Below are 22,005 nucleotides of genomic sequence, written 5' to 3' on the forward strand. Positions count from 1 at the left end.
AACTTGATCCCATTCGTTATACGCTTCCAGAGATGACCGAACGTAGCGCAGAAACTGCTGAATCACACTTGGCACGGTAACCGCCCAGTCCGCCTTGGAGTCAATCAGGGTTTGAGCAATTCCAAAATGAGCTACCTACCATTTAGCCGCCTGTAAGATTTTAGGACGTATCGTCGATAAGGTTACATTCGCTTCAATGTCCAGCGGGTCTGGTTCGCACTAAGGCCCGAACCAGACCCGCCACCAAAACAGCTTCATCAATGGTTAGGCACATATTGGTTACCCGGAACTCCAGGGGTCAAAATGAGACGAGGGTCGTACGTCCCAATAAATTTTGGAGGCACCAGCAATGCTGTCCATGGTCCCACCTAACCAGCTTGCCGTTGCCACTATTGATAATAAGCCTGTCGGGTAAAACTAGCATGGTCAACATTTGTCTGGACAAGTCAGGCCCCTTTTTTACTTTTCTGGGTAAAGAGCCGGTGAAAATCCGCACTTTCGGTTTTCATCCACTTATCCCAAAACGTGAAATAGAGACCATAGTTATAACGGAATTGACTGTGGTGCAAACTATGATGCGTGGCTCCGATCAACCATCGGCCCAGCCAATGTCGATCGAAGGCGTGCGGATATATTTCCGTGTTTAAATGATTAATCGCTCCCGATAGGGTCATGATAATCAGAATGAGGCAAATGGCCGTACTGTGAATAGGCAATACGATGATTAAAACCGGAAGTAATATTGCCTGTAATGTACTTTCAAGGGGATGGAATGAAAAGGCTGTCCAGGGTGAAGTTGTCAGGCTATCGTGGTGGATTTTATGCACCCACCGGTAAACACCCGGCCGGTGCATCCAGCGATGGAGCCAGTAGTAATAGGTTTCCTGAATAAACAGGACCAGACCTATGCTCATGGGATACCAAAGTAATCCATAGGCATGAAAGTCCGTATAAATCTTCGTATGGCCAGTCTGATACGCTACCATGACGCCTAGCCCAATGGCCGTAAAAATAATTGAGGTTAGTACCGACCACCCTATTTCCCGCCATTGCTGCCCCGGTTTTCTTAGCCGGTCCTGAATTAATCGACGGGTCGACTGATCCCTGACTGAGCGAGCGAAGAGCCACCCGAATGCCAGCGAGAAGAAAATATATCGACCAAATATGGCTATAAAGAGCAGCAGTGCCGTAAGGCCCATAGTAGCAAGAGAAGTAATCGGAATCATAGTACGTTGAGTAATCAGACCCTGTAACAAGAGTAAACTCCTTAAAGTTAGCCAGGGCGGTATATGAAGTTAGTTAGATGCAGCATAACCCACTAGAAATGCCTTTCTAAATGCACTTGCAGGTTTTCGACCGGCCAGATGTATTCACAAAGAGAGTAGAAAAATGAAGCCAGATCGACTAGTTTATTTTCCTGCTTTTAAGCTGAACGCTACTTAAATAATAGCCGGTTTCTACCTGATATCAAGACAGTTTACACAAAGACAAAAATAGTTGACTATAGGGTCAGTCAACGTTTATCTTCTGATAGTAAGTGTCAAATCTACTTTTAGAAAAATCTCTGAAAGGCCACTGCCTCACTCCCCGAAATTTATTTAAAGCAAGGGGGATATAGCCCCTGTTCTCTTGTTAGTCAAAGCTTACAAACGGGCTTGACGATATACGTTATGGAAACAATGAATGATTTTTTTGAGCACACAGTCCAGGACCTGTACTCAGCCGAAACACAAGCGTTACTAGCAATGCCTAAGATTGTGCAGCGCGTGCAGAATGAGCAGCTTCGGCAAGCGTTGCAAGTACACCAACGGGAATCGGAAAGCCAGGTTATCCGGCTGGAGCAGATTGCCAAACAATTAGGAATCGACCCAGATGGTGAGACATGTCTGGCTATGCAGGGACTGATCGAAGAAGCCCAGGATTTACTGGATCAACTGGAAGATGGTCCTTTAGCCGACGCAGCTATCATTGGTGCTGCTCAGAAAATGGAGCATTATGAAATTGCCAGCTACGGTACAGCTCGCACCCTGGCGCAGCAAACTGGTCTGGGTCAGATCGCGAATCTGCTGGAAACGACACTTCGGGAAGAGAAAGCCGCTGATGCCAAGCTGACTACGATTGCGACCAGTACCGTTAATGAGCAAGCGGCTCTCGTCTAAGAAAACTAGGCCAATTGGCCAATTCACTGAGTCAGGCAAAGGCTCGGCAAACCATTACCCTAAAAAATAGAAAAAACGTTATGAACATCAAATCAATTACATTGAGCCTATTACTGGTTTCGTGCGTGACAGGCGCTTCATTTGCCCAACAGAACAGTGGCACCATGAGTGCAGGAGCCGCCAGTAAGGTTGGTAAAGAAAGTAAGGCGGAATTTGATCGCCAGAATCAAAAAGGAGCCGCGGCCGTAGGAGCCGTTTCAGCTACCCCAGCTAAACTCTCTTCGTCAGACCAGAATCTGATGATGCAGGTTGCCAAGGGCGGTATGATGCAACTGGAAGTTAGTAAAGTTGCTGTGCAAAAGGCTACGAATCCAGAAGTTCGTCAACTGGCTCAGGCCGAAGTGGATGAGCAAACAGGTCTCTCGGCAAAATTAACCGAAATTGCTTCCGCTAAAGGAATCACGTTACCTTCGGCACCTGATGCTGAAACTCAGGCGATGGTGGCCAAACTGCAAGGCATGTCGGGTGCTGCCCTGGATAAAATGTATGTAAGCGAAAGTGGCGTAAAAGGCCATCAGAAACTGGATACCGTTATGTCAACGGTTGAATCGTCGGCTAAAGATCCTAGTTTGTTGGGCGTTGCCAAAGCGGCTCACCCACTAGTGAAAACGCACTTGAAAGTGGCTACACAAATTTTGAATAAGATGTAAGTCGCTAAAGATTCTAATGCAAAAGGGTAACAGCTGACCAGGTTGTTACCCTCTTTGCGTTTTTAGTATGACCGGGACCGTTACCTCTTCAGCAACGTATCAATTTCAACTATCTCTGACAGGGTCAGTTGAGTCTGGAATAAACGTTTCCAGCTTGTTAAACAAACCCTACGATTATGATCTTAAAAATGGATCGGCTTCCTATTGAGTTGCCAACCCCCAAAAATCCTTCTGCCAATGATGCTGCGGCTATTCAGGAACTACTGGGTGGAAAATTCGGTGAGATGTCAACGCTGATGAATTACACCTTTCAGTCGTTCAACTTTCGGGGTCGCAAGAAAATTCGCCCGTTCTACGACGTGATCGCCAGTATCGCCGGTGAAGAGTACGGTCATATCGAGGTAGTCTCCTACGCCATTAATCTATTATTGACGGGGGTAACTAAACGAGGGTTCGACCCGGTTGCTGCTCCATTAGCTGATGCCGTCAATGCCCGCAATACGTATCATTACATTGCCAGTGGCCAGGGTTCGCTGCCTGTCGATTCGATGGGTAATTTCTGGACGGGTCAGAACGTATTCAGCAGTGGTAATCTGAAACTGGATTTGCTGCATAATTTCTTTCTGGAATGTGGCGCTCGGGGCAACAAGATGCGTGCCTATGAAATGGTGTCTGATCCAACCGCTCGCACGATGGTTGGGTATCTGCTGGTACGTGGCGGACTCCACATTGTGGCCTACGCCAAAGCGCTGGAGAAACTGACGGGTGTTGAGGTAACGAAACTGTTACCTATTCCGGACTTAAGCAATAACGCCTTTCCGGAAGCCCGCAAATTCATGGACCAGAAGCTTCATTTGTCGCTCTACACTTTTAGTGAGCATGATTATAAGCAGGCAGGTTTAATCTGGAATGGTCCTCATCCGGATGATGGTCAGGAATGCTACGTGGTAGAAGGCGGAATGCCAGGTTATCCGGTTCCCGATCTGGAAGAAGAACCCCAACTTAATGCGCCAGGCGCTGATGATTTCGACCCGCAGGTATTCGCTGATATGGCGAAGAAAATGGGGATCAAATACGAGTATTAGTAACGTAACGGATCAGCGGGCTTCCCTTTTCTGAATTCATCCATAATGATGATGGGATAAGTTGAGGAAGTAGTTATTACGTTATTAGGATAAACAATTGGGGGTGAGCTAACACAAGTTTAGCTTACCCCCAATTGTTTAGGCGACACTCCCGGATTTGTTACTTTTTATCCGTTTTATCATGCCCTTCCAGCTTGACCAGCTTATTATACAGGCCCAGCAACAGGAATGGAGCCGGCCATTGGCCTACAAATAAGCTCCGGTCACGGTCGCCTTTTGCCTGTAGGTATAAGGAAACGCCTATAGCCCCCAAGGCTGCCCATAAAAATAAATCGGAGGGAAGTTTCGCGGTTTGTTCTTCAATGGCCGTGGCCACAGGTCCTTCTTTGTGTTCTGGATTATCTGACGGATTCATAAAGTTGATTTGATTTTAAAATGAGTTATGCGTATTCACTAAAATGCTTGTTGAGCTACGTATCGCTTTCGCTTTTCTTGCTGGATAGGAGCGCGACGGCAGCTGAGGTAACCAGCACGCCAATCAGAATGGATTGTAATAGCCCTTTACGATTGTATTTCCAGGCCGCTTTCAATCCTTTTTCGGCAAAAATGTTCGGGATATGACCATGTTTAAGATCGTCCAGAATCCCTTCCACCATATTGACGCGGTCGGCGAGTAGTAAAGGTAACCAGTGGCCATATTCTGACTCGCTGGATTTGAACGCAAATCGGCGGATCTGTCCACTCAGTCCGGTTGGCGGAGCAGACGTTCCGAAAACAGCACTCACCGTTGGTCGTTCAATAGACTTGAGTACTTCGATGTCAACGGGTTGCTGCGTGGGTCGCTCCCAGTTAGAATCACTTGGCTCTGGCGCTTTGGTGGCGCGCTCGATCCGGTGCCGGTAAGGATAGGTCGGATCGTTCTTCGGGTCCGCATCAATTCCCCAGCCTGGTATATGCGAATAATCGTTGTTTTCCATGTTCGTTTGTGGTTACCCTTTGGCAGAAGGCGGAATGAGAACGGTTTTGATGCAATTATCGAGTTTATTGGAAAACATGTAGTAGGCGTCCGCAATGTCTTCCAACGGCACCCGATGCGTTATCAGCGCTTTTGGATTTAAAACCCCATTCTGGACATGCTCAATAAGCCGGGGCAGGAGTCGTTTCACGGAAGTCTGATTGGCCCGAATCGTAATGCCTTTATTCACTACGTTGCCAATCGGAACCAGATTATCAGTTGGACCGTACACGCCCACGACGGAAACAATGCCTCCTTTTTTAACAGAGTTAATAGCCCAGTGAAGCGCCGTAGCCGATCCCGCCTGTAGCAAAAGTTTTCGTCCGGTAATGGTCTGCAGAGCGCTGCCGGAAGCTTCGGCTCCGACCGCGTCGATACAAACATCCGCTCCCATCCAGTCGGTAATTTTCTTGATGAACACGACTGGATCATCCATCTCTTTGAAATTGTAAGCCTCGCAGGGAGCATAATTCCGAGCGAATTCCAGACGGTACTCGACCTCATCAAGCACGATAACTCGTCCTGCACCAAACAGCCATGCGCATCGGGCTGCCATAATCCCTACAGGACCAGCGCCAAATACCACGACCGTATCGCCCGGCTGGATACCGCCCATTTCGGCCGCCTGATAGCCCGTAGGCACTACGTCGGTCAGTAAAACCGCATCGTCGGGGTCCATACCCTCAGGAATAACCGTTGGTCCTACATTGGCATACGGTACACGGACGTATTCAGCCTGACCGCCATCGTAACCGCCCGCTGTGTGCGAGTATCCGAAAATGCCGCCTACCGCTGAAGCCTGAGTATTCGATTCGTGGCAGTTTCCAAAAAGGCCCTGCTGACAAAATACACATTTGCCACAGGCCACGTTGAAGGGCACCAGTACGTTATCGCCTACCTTCACTTTTTCTACTTCGGACCCAATGACTTCGACCACGCCAATAAATTCATGGCCAAAGGTCATGCCTACCCGCGTGTCGGGCACATTGCCGTTATATAAGTGCAGGTCAGATCCGCAGATACAGGAGCGGGTAACCCGAACAATGGCATCTTCAGGATGCTTGATTTCCGGGTAGGGTTTATGGTCGATTCGGACCCGACGTGGGCCCCGATAATTCATAGCTAGCATACGTGTCTTTTGATTTTGATTACGTACTGAAAAAAATACTGATCACTTATCAGATGTTACGATCGAATCATCACCAGTTTTGTGGTTCCGGTTTCGGCCAACATGTTTTGAAACGTAACGGGTGGAGTTAGCTTCACTTGACCCCGCTAAAGAGTCACTAGTTAAGAAACAGGGCAGGCCATGACTATATCGTTCGTTGGTCGAATTGAATCAGCGCCGTATCAGCTACGCTTGAGTTTAACTCGTCATACCCGCACAGTGGCATCAATATACTGATCGAAAGTAAGGCAACGGTACTAACGTAGCACATAGCGTGGTAATGGCTGGAGTCTGTTCCGAAGTAGATTGATGTTCAGGTAGTTTATTACAGACTGTGGACCAAACTGACTCTGTTTAAACGATTTACCCGAAAACAAGTACAGCTTCTACCTGGCTGACAGGAATTCGTATTGGCTCGCCACGCATAAAGCCTTTGCTGTAGCTACAGATCAGACATTCCAGATCATTTCGCAGAATGATCATGACAACTTCACCCGTACATACGCTTTTTTGTCCCACAGTATTTGTAATAGGCTGGCTACCATGTAGTGAGGTTACCTGAAATACAGGCTCCCTAAAAACTGAAAACCCCATTTGTTGCAGGCGCGTCTCCACCCATTGACAGACGAGTTGGGCCTGCTCCGGATCAGTAGTGAATGGAACGAAGAAGTTCATAATCGGTGGATATTTTTGGAGTGCTGGATAAAATGAACGTAATCAGGTGCTTATGTTCGGTAAGCTCATCCCTGCTACGTTGACGGATTGACCTATACTAGATAATCCCTATTTTTAACCGTTTAATGCCAGCCAGTCGCTTCCAGAGCCGAAGGAGAAGTGAGGAAAAGGCCCCACGCTTCGTTCGTTGATTTCTATGAACGAATGGACCATTCCCTCATAGGATGAGCCGTCAAAAAATCCTTTTACCTGTTTGGTACGTTAATCCTATTTATGCTAACCATTTTTACTATTTCGCTTCATGCAGTATGATTTTGCCATTGTTGGTGCCGGCTTTGCTGGTAGTGTATTAGCCGAACGCTTAGCCAGTCAGGCCGGAAAAACAGTCCTTCTCATTGACAAGCGGCCCCACATCGGTGGTAACGCCTATGATTGCCTCAACGAAGCAGGGATTCTAATTCACCAATACGGTCCCCATATCTTCCACACAAACTCGCCTGACGTATTCGCTTATCTATCGCAGTTTACCGAGTGGCGGCCTTACGAGCACCGCGTCCTGGCATCCGTCGATGGAAAATTGCTTCCCATTCCGATCAATCTGGATACCGTTAATAACCTATATGGCTATACGTTTACGTCTGAGGAACTGGCAGAGTACTTCAAAACCGTCGGTGAGTCTGTAGATGAGATTCGGACATCGGAGGACGTAGTGGTCAGCCAAGTGGGTCGCGATCTTTACGAAAAATTCTTCCGGGGCTATACCCGCAAGCAGTGGGGCGTCGACCCGTCGGAGCTGGACAAAATGGTGACGTCCCGGATTCCAACCCGCACCAATCAGGATGATCGCTATTTTACGGACGAGTTTCAGTATATGCCGCTTCACGGATATACGAAAATGTTTGAGAAGATGGTGGATCATCCCAATATTCACCAGATGCTGGATACCGACTTCAATCAGGTGAAAGATCAATTATCCTTTACAGAGTTGATTTATACCGGACCGGTCGATGAATATTTTGATTTCTGTTACGGTAAACTACCGTACCGGTCGCTCCGGTTTGATCACCAGACACTGGACGTAAACGATTATCAGCCCGTTTCAGTCGTTAATTATCCGAACGATCACGCCTATACGCGAATCACGGAATACAAGAAATTAACCGGGCAGGAACATCCCAAAACCAGCCTGACATTTGAGTATCCGCAGGACGAAGGTGACCCGTATTATCCGGTTCCACGGCCTGAAAACGCGGCTCTCTATCGGCAGTATAAACAACTGGCGGATGAGCAGGAAGGGGTTCACTTTGTAGGCCGACTGGGTACGTATCGGTATTACAACATGGATCAGGTGGTTGCCCAAGCTCTGACTTTATACAAGAAGTTAGTCGGTGCGGAATCGCTTCAGGAAGTAGCGAAAAGTGAGTAACTAATTGATACTAAAAAATGTTAGCAAGGCTGCGCCAATGGGTGCAGCCTTGTTTGCTTTTAGTTAAAAAATCAGACATGGATCTTCACGTAGGCACCTGTGGCTTTACGGATGCCAAGCCGGAGTATGCTCAGCTCTTCTCCTGCGTTGAGGTGCAGCAAACTTTTTACCAACCGCCCCGGCTGGCTACGCTTGAGCGATGGCGGAAGGAGGTGCCAGCCGATTTTGAATTTGCCCTTAAAGCCTGGCAACTAATCACGCATCCGGCCAAAAGCCCAACGTATAAGCGACTGAAACGGAAACTCTCAGAGCGGGAATACGCTGATGCCGGTTATTTCAGGCCAACCCCCATTGTTGAAGAAGCCTGGCAAGTTACGCTCGCCTGTGCGCAGGCGCTGAAGGCTAAAACCATATTGTTTCAGTGTCCAGCCAGTTTCACCCAGACGCCTGAACATATCGACAATCTGGTTCACTTTTTCTCCAGCATTGAGCGTAACGAACTGATTTGCTGTTGGGAACCCCGTGGTCCCTGGGACAAGCAAGTCATCAAAGACCTCTGTGAAGAGCTTAACCTATGGCACGTCGTTGATCCATTTTCCAATGCAACGATGACGCCTGATCAATGCTATTTTCGCTTACATGGGCGAAGTGGCTGGCGCTACCAATATGAGTCGGCTGAGTTAACCGATTTAGTCGATCTATTGCCAACGGATAAGCCTGCTTATGTGTTCTTTAACAATGTTCACATGCGACAGGATGCATTGGCTTTTAAGCGTATCCTTCAAACAACTATTGATGGCAGAGTCTGAGCGTCAGCTAACAGACTCTGATGTATAGGGTTTACTGATCGTTTCTGCTACGTATTGTTTTGAGCGCCCAGCGATGATACGTTGCATCTGTTGCCAGGTAGACTCCCAGGACTGTTCCTGCAGGAATACATCCAGGTCTGTCCGATTGGCAGATTGAGTCGTTTGAATAAACTGATTCATTTCCTTGGCAATCTCATCCGCAGAGTTGGCAATAAATACCTGTTCCCAGCCGCCATAAGTACGTAGTACATCGCGTATTGGGGTCGACACAACAGGCAATCCTGCAGCCAGGTATTCGGGAGTTTTGGTTGGACTGATATACCGGGTGGCTTCGTTGATGGCAAACGGCATAAGGGCCGCATCCCAATTGCTGAAATAAGCAGGTAGCTCCGTATAGTTTTTCATGCCCAGGTAATGCAGATTAGGCCCTTGTGGCAACGTTGCCGGGTCGATCTTCACAACTGGCCCCAACAGAATAAACTGCCAGTCGGGTAAACGTAACGATAAGTCGCTCAGTAAATCCAGATCGATACGTTCGTCAAGAACACCACTGTAGCCGATACGTGGTCCGGCCAGGTTTCGCTGATCAGCCGGATCGGGTAAGGGTTGTCGCGCTTTGACAAAGTGATCATAATCGATGCAACTAGGAAAAGCATAAACACATTCGTGCCGGGAGCGTTTCGCTTCATACAGGCTATAGCCACCTGTGAACACAATGTCCGCCTTTTTCAATAAACGTTGCTCCTGGTCAATCAGCTGAGGAGAAGCGCCCTTAAACGCCGATAACTCATCCATGCAATCATAAATGGTAACTTTAGGCGTCAGATGGTCACTAAATGCCAGTGCCATGGGTGTATAATACCACAGCGCATAGTTCTGGATGTGTTGTTCAGCCAAAAGTTGGTCGACCAAGACTTGTTGCTGACGGATAGCCTCCTGACCACTCGTAGAATGGACTAGATGGGGGATAACCACTGAAAGCTGCTGACCGATTGACTTTATCTCCAGGTAAGACGTATCGCTCCATTTGGGCTCTTCAATATACCAAACCCGGCATTGACGAGCTGCCCGATTAAGCAGGTGCTGAGGCCGCTGGTAAACAAAGTCCCAACGCAAGTGGGAAAAGCAGATTAGATCATCGAACTCATTAGTAAATAGTAACTGGCCGTCTTTAGCCGCTTTTTTCAACTGAGGTGATGTTTCATTGAACGGGAGTAAATCAGCAGGTACGACTTTACCTGGCAACATTGGAAATAGGTCTTGTCTATCAGCCATAATAATAAGCGTTGAATCTATTTACCAGTCGGTACTAAGGTTACAACAGAAGCGACTGGTTATATAGCCAACACGTTAATCAGGAAGAATAGCTCAGTCAACTAAACGGCAAGTGAGGAAACGGACCTTAAGTAAACGTACCAGAAGTAAAATTCATTCTGGTTAGAAGCGAAGCCCAAACACTGACCTTTTTAACCACGTATCTTTTGGCATAATTACTACGGCAGCCAGGAAATAAGCCTGCATCGTATTGTCGCCCGAAGCCGCTAACCAAATAATCGGGTTGCCCCAACTAAGAATGGTTGTTGAGGGCCTGCAAGCTTATACTACTATCATCACTCTCGCGTCGAGCGTCAATAATTAAATCCGGCCTGGTTTTCGGATCTTTCTGAGGTAAAACTGATGCCAGGACCTTACCCGATCTGTTGTGATGCAGAATACAGGGTAAGTTTAAATTACAAAGGCACTTCTGCGCCAAAAGCAGGAATAAAATAGTACGGCGTATAAGTGTTCCAGAAGGGCTTCGACACCTGGAAAAAATAGCACTGTATCCTGTGGTGAAAACCGAGCGAAAATAGGCTCTACTAATTGACAATAATCGACTGAGTGATCAACAACATAAATTAGTTGCTTATTCATTGATAGTGATTATTGGTCCGTGAATTAATCCGTAAAGAACTTATGAGCTTAATCTTTGACAAAGTTTAGAACCGCTCCGGCGGCCCGGTTTGTCAAAGGTGATCGTTGGATAGTTTGGTAGACTTTACAAACTTATTCACGGGTCAATAACAGAATCGGATATGTTGGTAATTAACATACCGGTGAAGCGCTCTGCGAATCAGTAGTCGCTAGCCTGGAAATTGACACTATCACGGGCTGGGGAACACGCTTTCGGGTAAGGATGCGTAAGCATACGAACTCTTAACTCTTCATCTGGTAAAGCCTCCTTAGAAGTTATTGGGCGATGCACATCGCTTCCAGTATTCCATAATAACCGAAATGGTTTTCTCCAGCTCATCCAGGGTGTTTTGTTTAATAAAAAAGCCCTGGACTGATAAGCTGTAGGCATCGATAACCATTTGCTGATTTACAGCCGTAGAGAAAAACAAATAGGGAATACATTTAACCTGGAGTTGTGCATCAATATGAATTTTGTGTCTTAAGGCAAATCCATCCAGTTTAGGCATATTGATATCGGACAGGATCAGAAACGGCATTTCATCTGTTTTATCTAAGAAATCAAGCGCTTTCTCACTGTCAAGGAAGTATATGATTTTATTCGAATAGGCTAGTTTCTGAAAAACCAGATTTAACATAAACTGATCATCCGTATCATCTTCAATTATAATTACAGGTCCATTTTTATTCATTAGTTAGCTTTGATTAAACAGAAATTTCCTGTCAATGTGGTAGCTTAAGCTGGAAGACAGACCTCCTGAAGTACTTGCCACCAGCCCTCACCAGCTGGTATCAATTCGTTTACCGGTCTACCGTGTGCCAATTGAGCAATCATCTCATCCAGTCCTGTCGGTATAACTCGACCGCTATGAACATTGAAAACGCCTGGTTCATATCGATTTTCCTGGCGGGTTAACAGACAATGCCAGTCGTAAAGGCCAAACAACGCCCAGACCGTAACGGCCCGCACATCTACTCCATCTTGTCTGGCCGCCTGGGCCTGCTGCCAAATTTCACCCAACCAACGTTTTTGTTCATCCACACAATCACCCAGATGGGCTTCCGTCACCACGATCGGGAGACCGTATCGTTCCCAGACCTGCTCTATCAATTTTCCGATACCCAACCGCTTTTCAGGCGCTGCCCGCACCACTTCGGTGTCTACATATCCCTGCCTTCCATTCGTGCTTTGCATCCAGCCTGGGTAGTCCGGGGTTTGTTCATCCAGGTAGCGCTCACTAGTAACGTAGTGATTCACGCCAATTAATGAAGGAGGACATGCGTGCTCAGCGATGGCCCAAAGTTCAGCTTCGGTTGCTCCAGACCGACGCAGGTAATCCCACAAAGCATGGTCGGACGTAACCCGCCCACAGAGTAAGTCCCAGGTCAGCCACCGTCGTTCATTCTCAAAATCCGCCTGATATTGTACGCCCGGTACACTGTGCACATAACTTAAATCGTCGGTCTGAATGAGCCGTGCCTTCGGTTGTACCGTCCTGATTTCAGCCATAGCTGCCATAGTAGCCTGAATCTGACGTAGTAGTAAGCGAACGAATTGCTGGTCTGACCGACCATGCGGATACCAGTGCCCATACAAACCCGCAAAGCGGGCCGTCGTTAGGGGTTCGTTCACGGGGGTATAGTCAACTAGCCAGGGATACCGTTCCGCTACGTGACGGGCATACTGAGCTAATCCAGGCACAAAAGCCGGGCTGTCGAACGTAGCATACCGGGGGCCGCAACCATGATGGACCAGGCCGGCAATCGGGCGAATGCCCAAATCGCGTAATTGCGTTATCCGATCGTCCGCCCATCGCCAGTCGAGTGAATCTGGATGGTCAGGGGCTGTGCGTTCCCACAAAACCGGGTAACGTAGCGTTCGAATTCCTAGTTCTGCGATATGATCAAGATCCTCCGGGCGATCATGGTGCCCACTTCGTTTAACCTGGTCCTGATAGACATCGCCCACCCGGTTTACGGTGCATTCGATGCCACCCCAGAGTTCGATTTTTATTTTTTTTGAAAGCATAATAACATCTCTTCTGTCAACTAAAGCTATCGTTTATTGATAACAGCTATAGTGACGTGTCTGTATCATTGACTACATCCTGTTCAGCCAATCGATTGCTGCTAGTTGCAATCAAATGAGGTAACGGTCACAATTAACGGTACGAAGATTACAGTCAACGTTTAGAGCGTATGTTGCTGACTGAGTTTGGCTTAGAGTACGTATCATAAGCGATTTGTAAAAGAATCCACTTTCGCGCGGAGGCTTTTGTATATCGCTATAAACTGGAGGAGATACATTTTGAGCTTATTATCTTTCAACTCATTGGCAGAACCAGGCGGCTGAGTTTGATCGCTTTTTAACTGATTTCGCTAATCTGTGTGATGGGTTTCTTTAATCAGTCGCTTTAAGAGGGAAATAGCAGACCACAGCCAGCATGACTATCACCATCAGCAGAAAACTCAGAGACACATCCAGTTTAAGGCACCATCCACCCGGCAAGGCTTGAAATAGCTCAATCAGATCGTCCCTATTCTTGACCCATTTAGAATTCTCAGTCCAGGCTCCTTTTAGCAACTACTACCCTGCGCCGGCCAGGCCACTAATTCGTAAAAAGCCCAAGAAAATTAGTCAACTCGTTTATATTCGGAATTTCATAATAACTCCTAGCGCTAACCACTCAACAACTTGTCCGGATCTCTTATTTACCTTTTCGCTAGCAGTCATTTGGCTTTGTGTACACCTGAACTTAGCGGCATCTGTGTCATGCCACTACCTGGGTAGGAAAGAGCTCGATTGTTATTAGCAATTTGTGGGCTTATGAGGATCAAACGAGACAAAAAAATTAATCCAGGTCAAGCGGGCCAGGCGGAAAACAGGTGGGGTCAATAGAACAATTAACGTTACTAAAATGATCAGGAAGTACGTCAGGTCCATATCGAGCAGAACCTCAAGCAAGATAAAGCAACCCACAATCAGCGCTACGTAGTAGGCGTAACTTACATACAGCGCACCCGTGTAATAGCCTGGTTCTTTGAGAAAGCGTTCCCCACAACAGGGGCACTGCTCATTCATTTGATCAAATCGTTTGAGGTTATATGGATTATTAACCGCAAAGAAATTGCCGGTTTGACAGCGGGGACATTTATTCAGAAAAATGCTGTAGAGTTTAGTCCCTTTGCCCATATGTTACGTACCACCTAAATTACCTCTTCGATAGACTAGCCACTGAAACGAGCGCTTCGTCTGATATCACTACTGAATAAAATAGCTTTTTGTTCAGCCTGTGGTTTATGGCTTTGAAGAGGGAATAAGAGTAAGTAGAGCATGGAGACGCTCATCTTTCAGGAACAGACTATGTCGTATGCAGCCGATTGTTGTTGACAGTTATTGATAAACGGCCGGATTATTTGAACCATGCTTGACTACAGCAGACTAACCCTTCAAACGAAATGGAGCTTTGTACTTGATACGCGGAGCATGCCCATCCACAGCCTACTTTTATGGCCTTTATGCGAGTAGCCAGCTACTTTGTTGTAGGCGAAGCCACTAGCCAGGTGCCAATTGATCAATGAATACGGCTGGAAATGTAGTTGAAAACTTATTGAATTTGGTTGACCAGTACCCGTATTCGCCCATTCAGGTGAATTGTGTCGCCTACGAGCTTTACCTCTTCTCCTATCTGTAAAACCCGATAAGATTGTTCCATGCGCACCCGGCTCACCAGAGCATCAAACTCGCTTCCATGTTCATCAAGTAGGTTGGCCGTGAAACCATCCTTGCCCGGCTCAATTTGTTGAACGACGCCTTTTATAGAAAAAGGCTTGGGTCTGGCACATGAATTGACAAAAATAAAGAATACTAGGATTTCTAAGATACGAAAAATAGGAACAGAAGCCGCTTTAATATGCATAAGTAAGTCTATTTTTAAGAAAGACCCCATGTGACGTAATAAAGTTGCTATATGGCAAAATTTCAACCCGGTTCAGATACTATTTAGACGATTTCGTAAGCGACTTCTTGTTGGTGATAGGATGGTGCCCTTTTTGAAAAGCAACGGATTTCAGTTCGCTGTACTGGACCTACTACAGCCACTAAGCCGCTCTTGCATCGGGTTGGATAGGGAAGACGGGTTGGCCGACCGTGCCGGTACGATCGGATGGGCGGATTAAAGCACAATCGATAGCAAATACAGGAGTAATGAAACAAGTAACATCACTGATCCAATTTCGGCAAAGGTTACTACAAATCTGTTTTTTCTCACATGGATTACTTAGACATGTTGGAAGTGCAAGTTTAGTTACGTACAATTTTTTCTTGATAGTGTCTAGAGATCTAAAGGGTGGACAAACCGTTCAGGGACATAAAAAAACGTTCAAAGAAGTGGACAAACCGTTCGATTTAGATTATTTCGACATTTTCTAGTCTCCTACTAATTAATATTGTTTCATAAAATGAGCAAACCGAATTCACTTAGTAAACAAACCCGATGAGAGTCGATGACAGTACGTATCCTATTGGTCTAAATCTTATGAAAAGAAATGGTGTTCATGTCAGCCGGTGGATCTGGTTCGCCTTGCTGATATGCCTGCAATTCCCATCGCTGTTGATGGCTCAGCAATCCGCCCCGGTTTCTGGGAAAGTAGTCAGTGCTAGTGGGGAAGTTGTTCCCGGAGCGAACGTCGTTGTGAAGGGTACAACAACCGGAACCTCCACTAATGCGCAGGGCAATTTTAGTCTGAACGCTCCGTCTGACGGTACGTTGGTTATTTCGTCGCTGGGCTTTGTTTCGCTGGAAATAGCTATCGGCGGTCGCAGCCAGCTAACGGTTAAGTTGGCCGAAGATCGGAAAGCGCTCGAAGAAGTGGTGGTGGTGGGGTACGGTACGCAGCGAAAAAGCGACGTAACGGGCTCTCTTTCGTCGGTGACGGCCAAAGAGATCAAATCCGTTCCGGTAACCGGCGTCGGGCAAGCCTTGCAGGGCCGGGCCGCCGGGGTGCAGGTGACGCAGGCATCCAACGCGCCGGGTGGTGGCGTAACGATCCGGATACGGGGTGGTAATTCCATCAACGCCGGGAATGAGCCGTTGTACGTGATCGACGGTTTTCCGGTTTACAACGAAAGTGGGGCCAACCTAAACCCGAACGACATCGAGTCGATGGAAATCCTGAAAGATGCGTCGGCCACGGCCATTTACGGATCTCGGGGGGCTAATGGGGTCGTGCTGATTACGACCAAACGCGGGAAGTCGGGTCAAAACCGCATCGAATTTGAGACGTATTACGGAATTCAGCAGGTGCGAAAAAAACTGCCGATGCTGAATGCTACGCAATACGCTACGCTGGTGAACGAAGCCAATACAAATGTGGGCCGCGCACCGGTTTTTACGGACGCACAAATCGCCGGTTTTGGCGAGGGAACCAACTGGCAGGATGAAATTTTCCGGGATGCACCCATTCAAAACTACCAGTTAACGGCTTCGGGCGGTTCAGATAAAACCCGGTATGCGGTTTCGGCCAACTACCTGAACCAGCAGGGAGTCATCATCAATTCGAACTATGACCGGGCTTCGTTTCGGTTCAATTTCGATCACAAAATCAACGATAAAGTCAACATCGGAACCAGTCTGAACGTCATCCGGAGCCGCAATAACGCCGTTCCAACGGATGCGGATGGGGGAACGAGCGGAACTGTGGTGTACAGCGCCCTGAATTTCTCGCCCACGCAGCCGGTTTATAACTCAGACGGTACGCTGGTGGTATTCAATACGCCCGGTCGGATTCAGATTGGTAGCCCGGTGGGCCAGGCGTTGGGGACGTATAACCTGACGGTTGGCACGCGGATGATCGGGAGTGTATTCGCCGATTACAAAATCATTCCTGGTCTGACATTCCGGACGAGTTTCGGGGCGGATGTGAATTACTCCAAACGTAGCTTGTATCTATCGCGGAATACCGCAACCGGTACGCAGCTAAGTGGTCAGGCGTCGATCATCAACAACCAATCGTCGACCTGGCTGAATGAAAATACGCTGACCTATAACAAAAGCTTCGCGAACGTGCATAACCTGACGTTCCTGGCGGGGTACACGATGCAGGGCAACCGGTTTGAAAGTGTCGAAGCCCGTTCGCAGGGATTTGCCAACGATATTCTGACGTACGAAAATCTGGGCTCGGCCTCAACGGCACTGGTTCCGGCGTCGTCGGCCAGCAACTGGCAGCTCAACTCGTACATTGGCCGGGCTAATTACGATTACGCCGGTAAATACTTACTGACCGCTACCGTGCGGGCCGATGGTTCGTCCCGGTTCGGAGCTAGCAATAAATGGGCGGTTTTCCCCTCAGCTTCGGTGGCCTGGCGGTTGTCGGAAGAGAGTTTTCTGAAAGGCAACGCCGTTATCAACGACCTGAAGTTGCGGGTTAGCTACGGGTTGAGCGGTAATCAGGAAATCACGCAATATCAATCATTGGCGACATTGGGGACCCAGAATGCCAATTTCAACAATACAGTGGTAATTGGAATCGGGCCATCGCGGGTGGCTAATCCGGATTTGCGCTGGGAAACCACGGCCCAGGCGGATATTGGTATCGATGTGGGGGTGCTGAATAACCGCATCACCCTGACGGCGGATTATTACAACAAGAAAACGACCGATCTGTTGCTCTCGGTGCCGCTGCCCTACGTTTCCGGCTATGCGTCGGCGCTGCAAAATCTGGGTAGTATCCGCAACCAGGGTTTCGAGCTGGGGATCAACTCGACCAACCTGAACGGCGCTTTCAAATGGACGACGGCGTTCAACATTGCCGCTAACCGCAACAAGGTGTTGAATCTGGGCGATCAGACGGAGTTTGCCGCGGGTGATGCCAGTGGACACCTTCAGTTACCAAATTCGGGTCTGGTACGGGTTGGTGAGCAGATTGGTTTGTTCTATGGGTATCAATCGAGCGGTATTTTTCAGAACCAGGGCGAAGTGGATGGCTCGGCGCAGAAAACCGCAAAACCCGGCGACCGCCGGTATGTCGACCAAAACGCCGACGGGGCGATCAATGCCAGCGACCGCGTCATTCTGGGATATGCCCAGCCGAAACTATACGGTGGTATCACCAACACGTTCTCGTACAAGGGCGTTGAACTGAGCGTTTTCATGCAGGGAACGTCTGGCAATAGCATTTTCAACATCAACCGGTTTGAACTGGAATCGCTGACGGGGGTAAGTAACCAATCGGCAGAAACCCTGAATCGCTGGACGCCAACCAACCCGAGCAACGAGATCCCACGCGCCAATGCCGTCGGAAATGCCTACGTACTGTCGAGTCGTCAGATTGAAGATGGTTCGTACCTGCGGGTAAAAAACATCAATCTGTCGTATACGTTACCGGCATCGCTGGTGAGCAAAGTCAAACTCTACAACGTGAAAGTGTACGTCAGCGCCCAAAACTGGGTTACGATCACCAAGTACAGCGGTTTTGATCCCGAAGTGAACCGGTTTGGACAAAGCACGTTGAGCCAGGGTAGTGACTACGGTAGCTATCCGGGTAATAAAATGATTCTGGCCGGACTGAACATCGCACTCTAACCTGCCTTCTTTTAGCTCTTTATGAAAACGAATCGAATCTTATTACTGGCCACGCTGGCGCTTGGGCTGGGGGCCTGTTCGCTGGAAGAAACGCCACCTTCGTCGCTTGCTCCGGTCAATTTTTATACAAATGCCAACGATGCTACGGCGGCTGTCAATGCCGTCTATGACGTCGCCAACCAGGTAGGTGACCAAAGCCGGAATTTTATCATCATGGGTGATTTGCCGTCGGATGACATGGACCCCCTGCTGAACAATGCTGACCGGGTGCAGCTCTGGAGTTTCCAGACTATTGCCACCAATAGTGTGGTCTTGCAAACCTGGCAGGTGATTTACCAGGGCATCAACCGCGCTAATACCGCTATCGACCGGATTCCGGGGATTCCGATGGACGAAACGCTGAAAAAGCGGCTGATCGGTGAAGCGAAATTCCTGCGGGCCTATTATTATTTCTACCTCGTGCGCTGGTATGGCGGGGTGCCGTTGATTTTGACCGAAACCCAGTCATTGAGTGTTGGAAAAGACGTGGCCCGTGCGAGCGCCGATGAAGTGTATACGCAGATTATCAAAGACCTGGCTGATGCCGAAACCTCTCTGCCGGACAAGTTTAGCGGTGCCGATCTGGGCCGGGTGACGGCCGGTGCAGCCAAGTCTATGCTGGCGCGGATTTATCTGACCCGCAAAGATTTCGCCAATGCCCGCGCCAAATCTAAAGAAGTGATCGACAATGCCGCCAAATACGGATACGGCCTGTTCGACAAATACATCGACGTCTTTGCCATTTCGAATAAAAACGGCAAAGAGTCGGTTTTCGAGATTCAGTTTGTGGGTGGAGGCAGTGGTCAGGGCAGCGGCATGGTGACGTATTTTGCGCCGGAAAACTCACCCATCACGGGCCGGGGTTTTGGGTCATTTATTCCGACGATGGATTTGTATAACAGCTTCAAGACTGGTGATAAACGCCGGGAACTGTTTATTAATTCGTACGTCGACGGTGCCGGAAAAACCGTCAATACGTTCCAGCACTTCAACAAATACGTTGATCCGTCGGCCAGAGCATTCGGTGATGCCAACAACAATTTTCCGATCATTCGGTACGCCGATGTATTGATGATGTTTGCCGAAGCTGATAACGAAATCAATGGTGCAACGGCTGCGGCTCTGGATGCCATCAATCCCATTCGTCGCCGGGCTTTTGGTTTTGCGTTAACCGGAGCCTCATCGGCCGATTTCACGACGGCTTTGACCAAAGACGCCTTCAGGCAGGCCATCTGGGACGAACGGCGCTGGGAATTCAACGCTGAAGGTCATCGCTGGTTTGATCTGGTACGTACCGATCGGCTGGTGCCACTTCTGAAAGCAAAGGGCAAAACCAGCATTACCGAAACGCATAAGCTGTACCCCATTCCGCAGCGCGAACGCGATCTGAACCCGACCCTGACGCAGAATCCGGGCTATTAATTACACCGTCATTAACCCTTGCAAAACCGTCAGGACGAGCCATATAGCTAGTTCCTGACGGTTTTTGCCTATAACGGGATTCCTGGCGGGGGGCAGATGATTCCGAGGTGTTTTAGCAACTCCGCCTGGCTTGTTTCGGGAATTGTCAGCAAGGTTCCGTTAGCCTAGCTTGTTGGATTTATCTACAGAAATGTACCGTAGCCGCGGACGTTTATGACTCCGTTGCAGTACACTTATTTCCTGAATAGGAATCAGTCAACTTGTTAAAATCAGATTTAGCTCATCAAACCGATTTGCGTTATGTTAATAATAACCTTTCTCGAGTAATTGACGATCAGTCGCAGGGTTTCTTTTAAGCTTGTTTTGACGAATCAACTTTAGCTTACCCAGCTGAATTAGTTTAAACGATGAAAGTATACACCCCAGCGCTCTAATGAAATAGGCTGTAGTTGAAGGTTTTTCTGAACGATTTTTATGTGTTTATTTTTTATGTGTTTATTGAAAAAAAGGAAAAGCCATATGCAAGTATATCATTGCCTAATCGTATTTATGAACTTTTTTGGCGTTAACAGCCGCAGAATTTCTCGGGCCTCCTTTAATGATCGGTTGTTCTCTTGCTTAAGTAAGGCCAGGGATTCTTTCACGTATACGAAGTATTTTCTCAAATAGGCTTTCTCCAAACTAGCTTCATCTTTCCTGAGATTGTACGTGTCGAAATTAGCGAGCTTGAAATCGATATACATTCGCTCGATATAAACCAGGTGAGGTAACCCTTCTTCGTAAAAGGCAATGATTTTATCCCCCAGTAATTCATTCTCAATCAGCCGAAGATGCCCCGCGCTTTTAAATCCTTCGTACCGGCCATGATTGGGCTCAAAAAGAGTCATTGCGTAGAGTAGTGGGCCATTGAGGGTTAAGAAGTTCTGCAAACTATCATCTGTAATACTATCACGATTAATCAGCGTGCTGCCTAAATCGACGCTCTTGTATTGTAGGGCCAGGTCGGCCGAATCATTCATCATTTCCGTTACGTCGGCGCTGATGTCATGATGAAGTCCGGCTAGAAAACGGCTCTCTATTTCTTTTTCATGCCGATGTTCCGCTAACTCATGAAACCAGATGCTTATCGTGACGGCAAAGACAATAATAAAAATTTCAAGGGCAAGCTCTTTTAGTTTATGCCACCAGGCGGGGGCAGGATCTCTCAAGATTTTGTATATCTTTTTGGTATGCTTGGCAACTTCTAATTCGGCCATTTGCGTATACTGTTAATTGATTGATAGAACATAGCCTTCGACCGGGTGACCAATCGTGTCAGTAGCTCTCCTGGGCTATCAAAACCGTACGGATAAGCCCACACCCACCAGATACTGCCGCTTCTCGTAAAAGCTTTCCCGCTTGCCATCGCCATTGATGTCAGCCGTTACGTTGGCCAGACCGATATTGTATTCTGCGAAAGCCCCTACGTGATGGCCAAACCAATAGCGCACACCCACTGGGGCGAATACGGTTAGTCCATTATACGAGTAGTGTTCGTTTACGATGGGCCCCGAGTTGAGTTGGGTCGTACCGGCAATGAAAATTTTGCCCGCACTCAAGCCCAGATACGGATCAAGTCGCTCAGTCAGGTTGGCAAAGAGGGTGTTGATATGAAAATCACCCCGCAGACCGATAAACGAAGCCGTTGCTTCTCCCGTAAGAACGTTGGCATTTACGGTTAATACATCCTTTTCCTGGATGGCATAGTACTGGGCTCCGACACTCAGACCCCTGGTCAAAAAGTACTGGCCGGCTGCGCCAAAGCCAGCATTTTCCTGACCAGTTATGATCCCGGCGTTCAGCAGAAATTTATTCTGTTGAGCCCGCGAGCTGGCCGATACAACAAGTAAGATACTGAGCAGACTGAGGGTGATGAACTCTTTCTTGATAGACATAATCATGGTATTTTTTGTTGGTTTGCT

19 protein-coding genes are annotated in these 22,005 nt (G+C 47.9%); 7 read left to right on the forward strand and 12 right to left on the reverse strand.

The annotated features are described in order from the left end of the window. Positions 1-446: 446 nt before the first annotated feature. The gene (locus IC230_RS09220) at positions 447-1,226 is read right to left on the reverse strand and encodes a sterol desaturase family protein (protein ID WP_191038705.1); all 780 of its coding nucleotides are present in this window, start codon (positions 1,224-1,226) and stop codon (positions 447-449) included. 444 nt (positions 1,227-1,670) lie between these two features. Between IC230_RS09220 and IC230_RS09225 the strand changes: the two genes are divergently transcribed. The 3 genes from IC230_RS09225 (at position 1,671) to IC230_RS09235 (ending at position 3,954) form a co-directional block, all read left to right on the forward strand. After that, positions 1,671-2,159 (forward strand): YciE/YciF ferroxidase family protein, encoded by a 489-nt coding sequence (locus tag IC230_RS09225; RefSeq protein WP_223860533.1) that lies wholly within the window; start codon positions 1,671-1,673, stop codon positions 2,157-2,159. A gap of 80 nt (positions 2,160-2,239) precedes the next feature. Then, positions 2,240-2,869, forward strand: coding sequence for a DUF4142 domain-containing protein (locus IC230_RS09230; protein ID WP_191038706.1), 630 nt, complete (start codon positions 2,240-2,242; stop codon positions 2,867-2,869). Positions 2,870-3,045: 176 nt separating this feature from the next. Continuing rightward, positions 3,046-3,954, forward strand: a complete 909-nt coding sequence (locus tag IC230_RS09235) for a manganese catalase family protein (protein ID WP_191038707.1) — start codon at positions 3,046-3,048, stop codon at positions 3,952-3,954. A 160-nt stretch (positions 3,955-4,114) separates the two neighbouring features. Here the strand turns inward: IC230_RS09235 and IC230_RS09240 are convergent, their stop codons facing one another. The 4 genes from IC230_RS09240 to IC230_RS09255 all read right to left on the reverse strand — a co-directional run bounded on the left by IC230_RS09240 (position 4,115) and on the right by IC230_RS09255 (position 6,812). Next, complete coding sequence (locus IC230_RS09240) at positions 4,115-4,369, reverse strand: hypothetical protein (protein WP_191038708.1); 255 nt, start codon at positions 4,367-4,369, stop codon at positions 4,115-4,117. 55 nt (positions 4,370-4,424) lie between these two features. Continuing rightward, entirely contained in the window at positions 4,425-4,931 is a 507-nt protein-coding gene (locus IC230_RS09245) for a hypothetical protein (protein WP_191038709.1), read from the reverse strand. A 12-nt stretch (positions 4,932-4,943) separates the two neighbouring features. Further along, the gene (locus IC230_RS09250; protein WP_191038710.1) at positions 4,944-6,098 is read right to left on the reverse strand and encodes a zinc-dependent alcohol dehydrogenase; all 1,155 of its coding nucleotides are present in this window, start codon (positions 6,096-6,098) and stop codon (positions 4,944-4,946) included. A gap of 402 nt (positions 6,099-6,500) precedes the next feature. Continuing rightward, positions 6,501-6,812: a hypothetical protein gene (locus IC230_RS09255; protein WP_191038711.1), complete on the reverse strand. Its 312-nt coding sequence runs from the start codon at positions 6,810-6,812 to the stop codon at positions 6,501-6,503. Positions 6,813-7,113: 301 nt separating this feature from the next. Between IC230_RS09255 and glf the strand changes: the two genes are divergently transcribed. Both glf and IC230_RS09265 read left to right on the forward strand, forming a co-directional pair. Next, on the forward strand, positions 7,114-8,238 hold the full coding sequence (glf, locus tag IC230_RS09260; protein WP_191038712.1) for a UDP-galactopyranose mutase: 1,125 nt from the start codon (positions 7,114-7,116) through the stop codon (positions 8,236-8,238). A 77-nt stretch (positions 8,239-8,315) separates the two neighbouring features. Continuing rightward, positions 8,316-9,047, forward strand: coding sequence for a DUF72 domain-containing protein (locus IC230_RS09265; protein WP_191038713.1), 732 nt, complete (start codon positions 8,316-8,318; stop codon positions 9,045-9,047). A gap of 3 nt (positions 9,048-9,050) precedes the next feature. Here the strand turns inward: IC230_RS09265 and IC230_RS09270 are convergent, their stop codons facing one another. The 5 genes from IC230_RS09270 to IC230_RS09290 form a co-directional block, all read right to left on the reverse strand. After that, entirely contained in the window at positions 9,051-10,322 is a 1,272-nt protein-coding gene (locus IC230_RS09270; protein WP_223860535.1) for a glycosyltransferase, read from the reverse strand. Between the two features lie 947 nt (positions 10,323-11,269). After that, a complete protein-coding gene (locus tag IC230_RS09275) occupies positions 11,270-11,692 on the reverse strand; it encodes a response regulator (protein WP_191038714.1) in 423 nt (140 codons plus the stop codon). 44 nt (positions 11,693-11,736) lie between these two features. Next, on the reverse strand, positions 11,737-13,029 hold the full coding sequence (locus IC230_RS09280) for a family 1 glycosylhydrolase (RefSeq protein WP_191038715.1): 1,293 nt from the start codon (positions 13,027-13,029) through the stop codon (positions 11,737-11,739). Positions 13,030-13,809: 780 nt separating this feature from the next. Beyond that, a complete protein-coding gene (locus IC230_RS09285; RefSeq protein ID WP_191038716.1) occupies positions 13,810-14,193 on the reverse strand; it encodes a DUF983 domain-containing protein in 384 nt (127 codons plus the stop codon). Between the two features lie 415 nt (positions 14,194-14,608). After that, positions 14,609-14,920 carry a hypothetical protein gene (locus tag IC230_RS09290; protein ID WP_191038717.1) on the reverse strand — a complete coding sequence of 104 codons (312 nt, stop codon included), beginning with the start codon at positions 14,918-14,920 and terminating at the stop codon, positions 14,609-14,611. A gap of 618 nt (positions 14,921-15,538) precedes the next feature. On the opposite strand from IC230_RS09290, the gene IC230_RS09295 reads away from it, so the two are divergent. Together IC230_RS09295 and IC230_RS09300 are read left to right on the forward strand one after the other, a co-directional pair. Beyond that, positions 15,539-18,583: a SusC/RagA family TonB-linked outer membrane protein gene (locus IC230_RS09295; RefSeq protein WP_223860536.1), complete on the forward strand. Its 3,045-nt coding sequence runs from the start codon at positions 15,539-15,541 to the stop codon at positions 18,581-18,583. Positions 18,584-18,604: 21 nt separating this feature from the next. Beyond that, the gene (locus IC230_RS09300; protein WP_191038719.1) at positions 18,605-20,044 is read left to right on the forward strand and encodes a RagB/SusD family nutrient uptake outer membrane protein; all 1,440 of its coding nucleotides are present in this window, start codon (positions 18,605-18,607) and stop codon (positions 20,042-20,044) included. 530 nt (positions 20,045-20,574) lie between these two features. On the opposite strand, the gene IC230_RS09305 is transcribed toward IC230_RS09300, so the two are convergent. Beyond that, on the reverse strand, positions 20,575-21,300 hold the full coding sequence (locus IC230_RS09305) for a hypothetical protein (protein WP_191038720.1): 726 nt from the start codon (positions 21,298-21,300) through the stop codon (positions 20,575-20,577). Positions 21,301-21,378: 78 nt separating this feature from the next. Further along, entirely contained in the window at positions 21,379-21,984 is a 606-nt protein-coding gene (locus tag IC230_RS09310; RefSeq protein WP_191038721.1) for a hypothetical protein, read from the reverse strand. Positions 21,985-22,005: the final 21 nt, after the last annotated feature.

It is taken from the genome of Spirosoma validum, from assembly GCF_014699035.1.
GTDB classification, from domain to species: Bacteria; Bacteroidota; Bacteroidia; order Cytophagales; family Spirosomataceae; genus Spirosoma; species Spirosoma validum.

Excerpts from the sequence above, each read along its gene's own strand:
- IC230_RS09220 (WP_191038705.1), bottom strand. The coding sequence starts at position 1,226 with ATGATTCCGATTACTTCTCTTGCTACTATGGGCCTTACGGCACTGCTG.
- IC230_RS09225 (WP_223860533.1), top strand. The coding sequence starts at position 1,671 with ATGGAAACAATGAATGATTTTTTTGAGCACACAGTCCAGGACCTGTAC.
- IC230_RS09230 (WP_191038706.1), top strand. The coding sequence starts at position 2,240 with ATGAACATCAAATCAATTACATTGAGCCTATTACTGGTTTCGTGCGTG.
- IC230_RS09235 (WP_191038707.1), top strand. The coding sequence starts at position 3,046 with ATGATCTTAAAAATGGATCGGCTTCCTATTGAGTTGCCAACCCCCAAA.
- IC230_RS09240 (WP_191038708.1), bottom strand. The coding sequence starts at position 4,369 with ATGAATCCGTCAGATAATCCAGAACACAAAGAAGGACCTGTGGCCACG.
- IC230_RS09245 (WP_191038709.1), bottom strand. The coding sequence starts at position 4,931 with ATGGAAAACAACGATTATTCGCATATACCAGGCTGGGGAATTGATGCG.
- IC230_RS09250 (WP_191038710.1), bottom strand. The coding sequence starts at position 6,098 with ATGCTAGCTATGAATTATCGGGGCCCACGTCGGGTCCGAATCGACCAT.
- IC230_RS09255 (WP_191038711.1), bottom strand. The coding sequence starts at position 6,812 with ATGAACTTCTTCGTTCCATTCACTACTGATCCGGAGCAGGCCCAACTC.
- glf (WP_191038712.1), top strand. The coding sequence starts at position 7,114 with ATGCAGTATGATTTTGCCATTGTTGGTGCCGGCTTTGCTGGTAGTGTA.
- IC230_RS09265 (WP_191038713.1), top strand. The coding sequence starts at position 8,316 with ATGGATCTTCACGTAGGCACCTGTGGCTTTACGGATGCCAAGCCGGAG.
- IC230_RS09270 (WP_223860535.1), bottom strand. The coding sequence starts at position 10,322 with ATGGCTGATAGACAAGACCTATTTCCAATGTTGCCAGGTAAAGTCGTA.
- IC230_RS09275 (WP_191038714.1), bottom strand. The coding sequence starts at position 11,692 with ATGAATAAAAATGGACCTGTAATTATAATTGAAGATGATACGGATGAT.
- IC230_RS09280 (WP_191038715.1), bottom strand. The coding sequence starts at position 13,029 with ATGCTTTCAAAAAAAATAAAAATCGAACTCTGGGGTGGCATCGAATGC.
- IC230_RS09285 (WP_191038716.1), bottom strand. The coding sequence starts at position 14,193 with ATGGGCAAAGGGACTAAACTCTACAGCATTTTTCTGAATAAATGTCCC.
- IC230_RS09290 (WP_191038717.1), bottom strand. The coding sequence starts at position 14,920 with ATGCATATTAAAGCGGCTTCTGTTCCTATTTTTCGTATCTTAGAAATC.
- IC230_RS09295 (WP_223860536.1), top strand. The coding sequence starts at position 15,539 with ATGAAAAGAAATGGTGTTCATGTCAGCCGGTGGATCTGGTTCGCCTTG.
- IC230_RS09300 (WP_191038719.1), top strand. The coding sequence starts at position 18,605 with ATGAAAACGAATCGAATCTTATTACTGGCCACGCTGGCGCTTGGGCTG.
- IC230_RS09305 (WP_191038720.1), bottom strand. The coding sequence starts at position 21,300 with ATGGCCGAATTAGAAGTTGCCAAGCATACCAAAAAGATATACAAAATC.
- IC230_RS09310 (WP_191038721.1), bottom strand. The coding sequence starts at position 21,984 with ATGATTATGTCTATCAAGAAAGAGTTCATCACCCTCAGTCTGCTCAGT.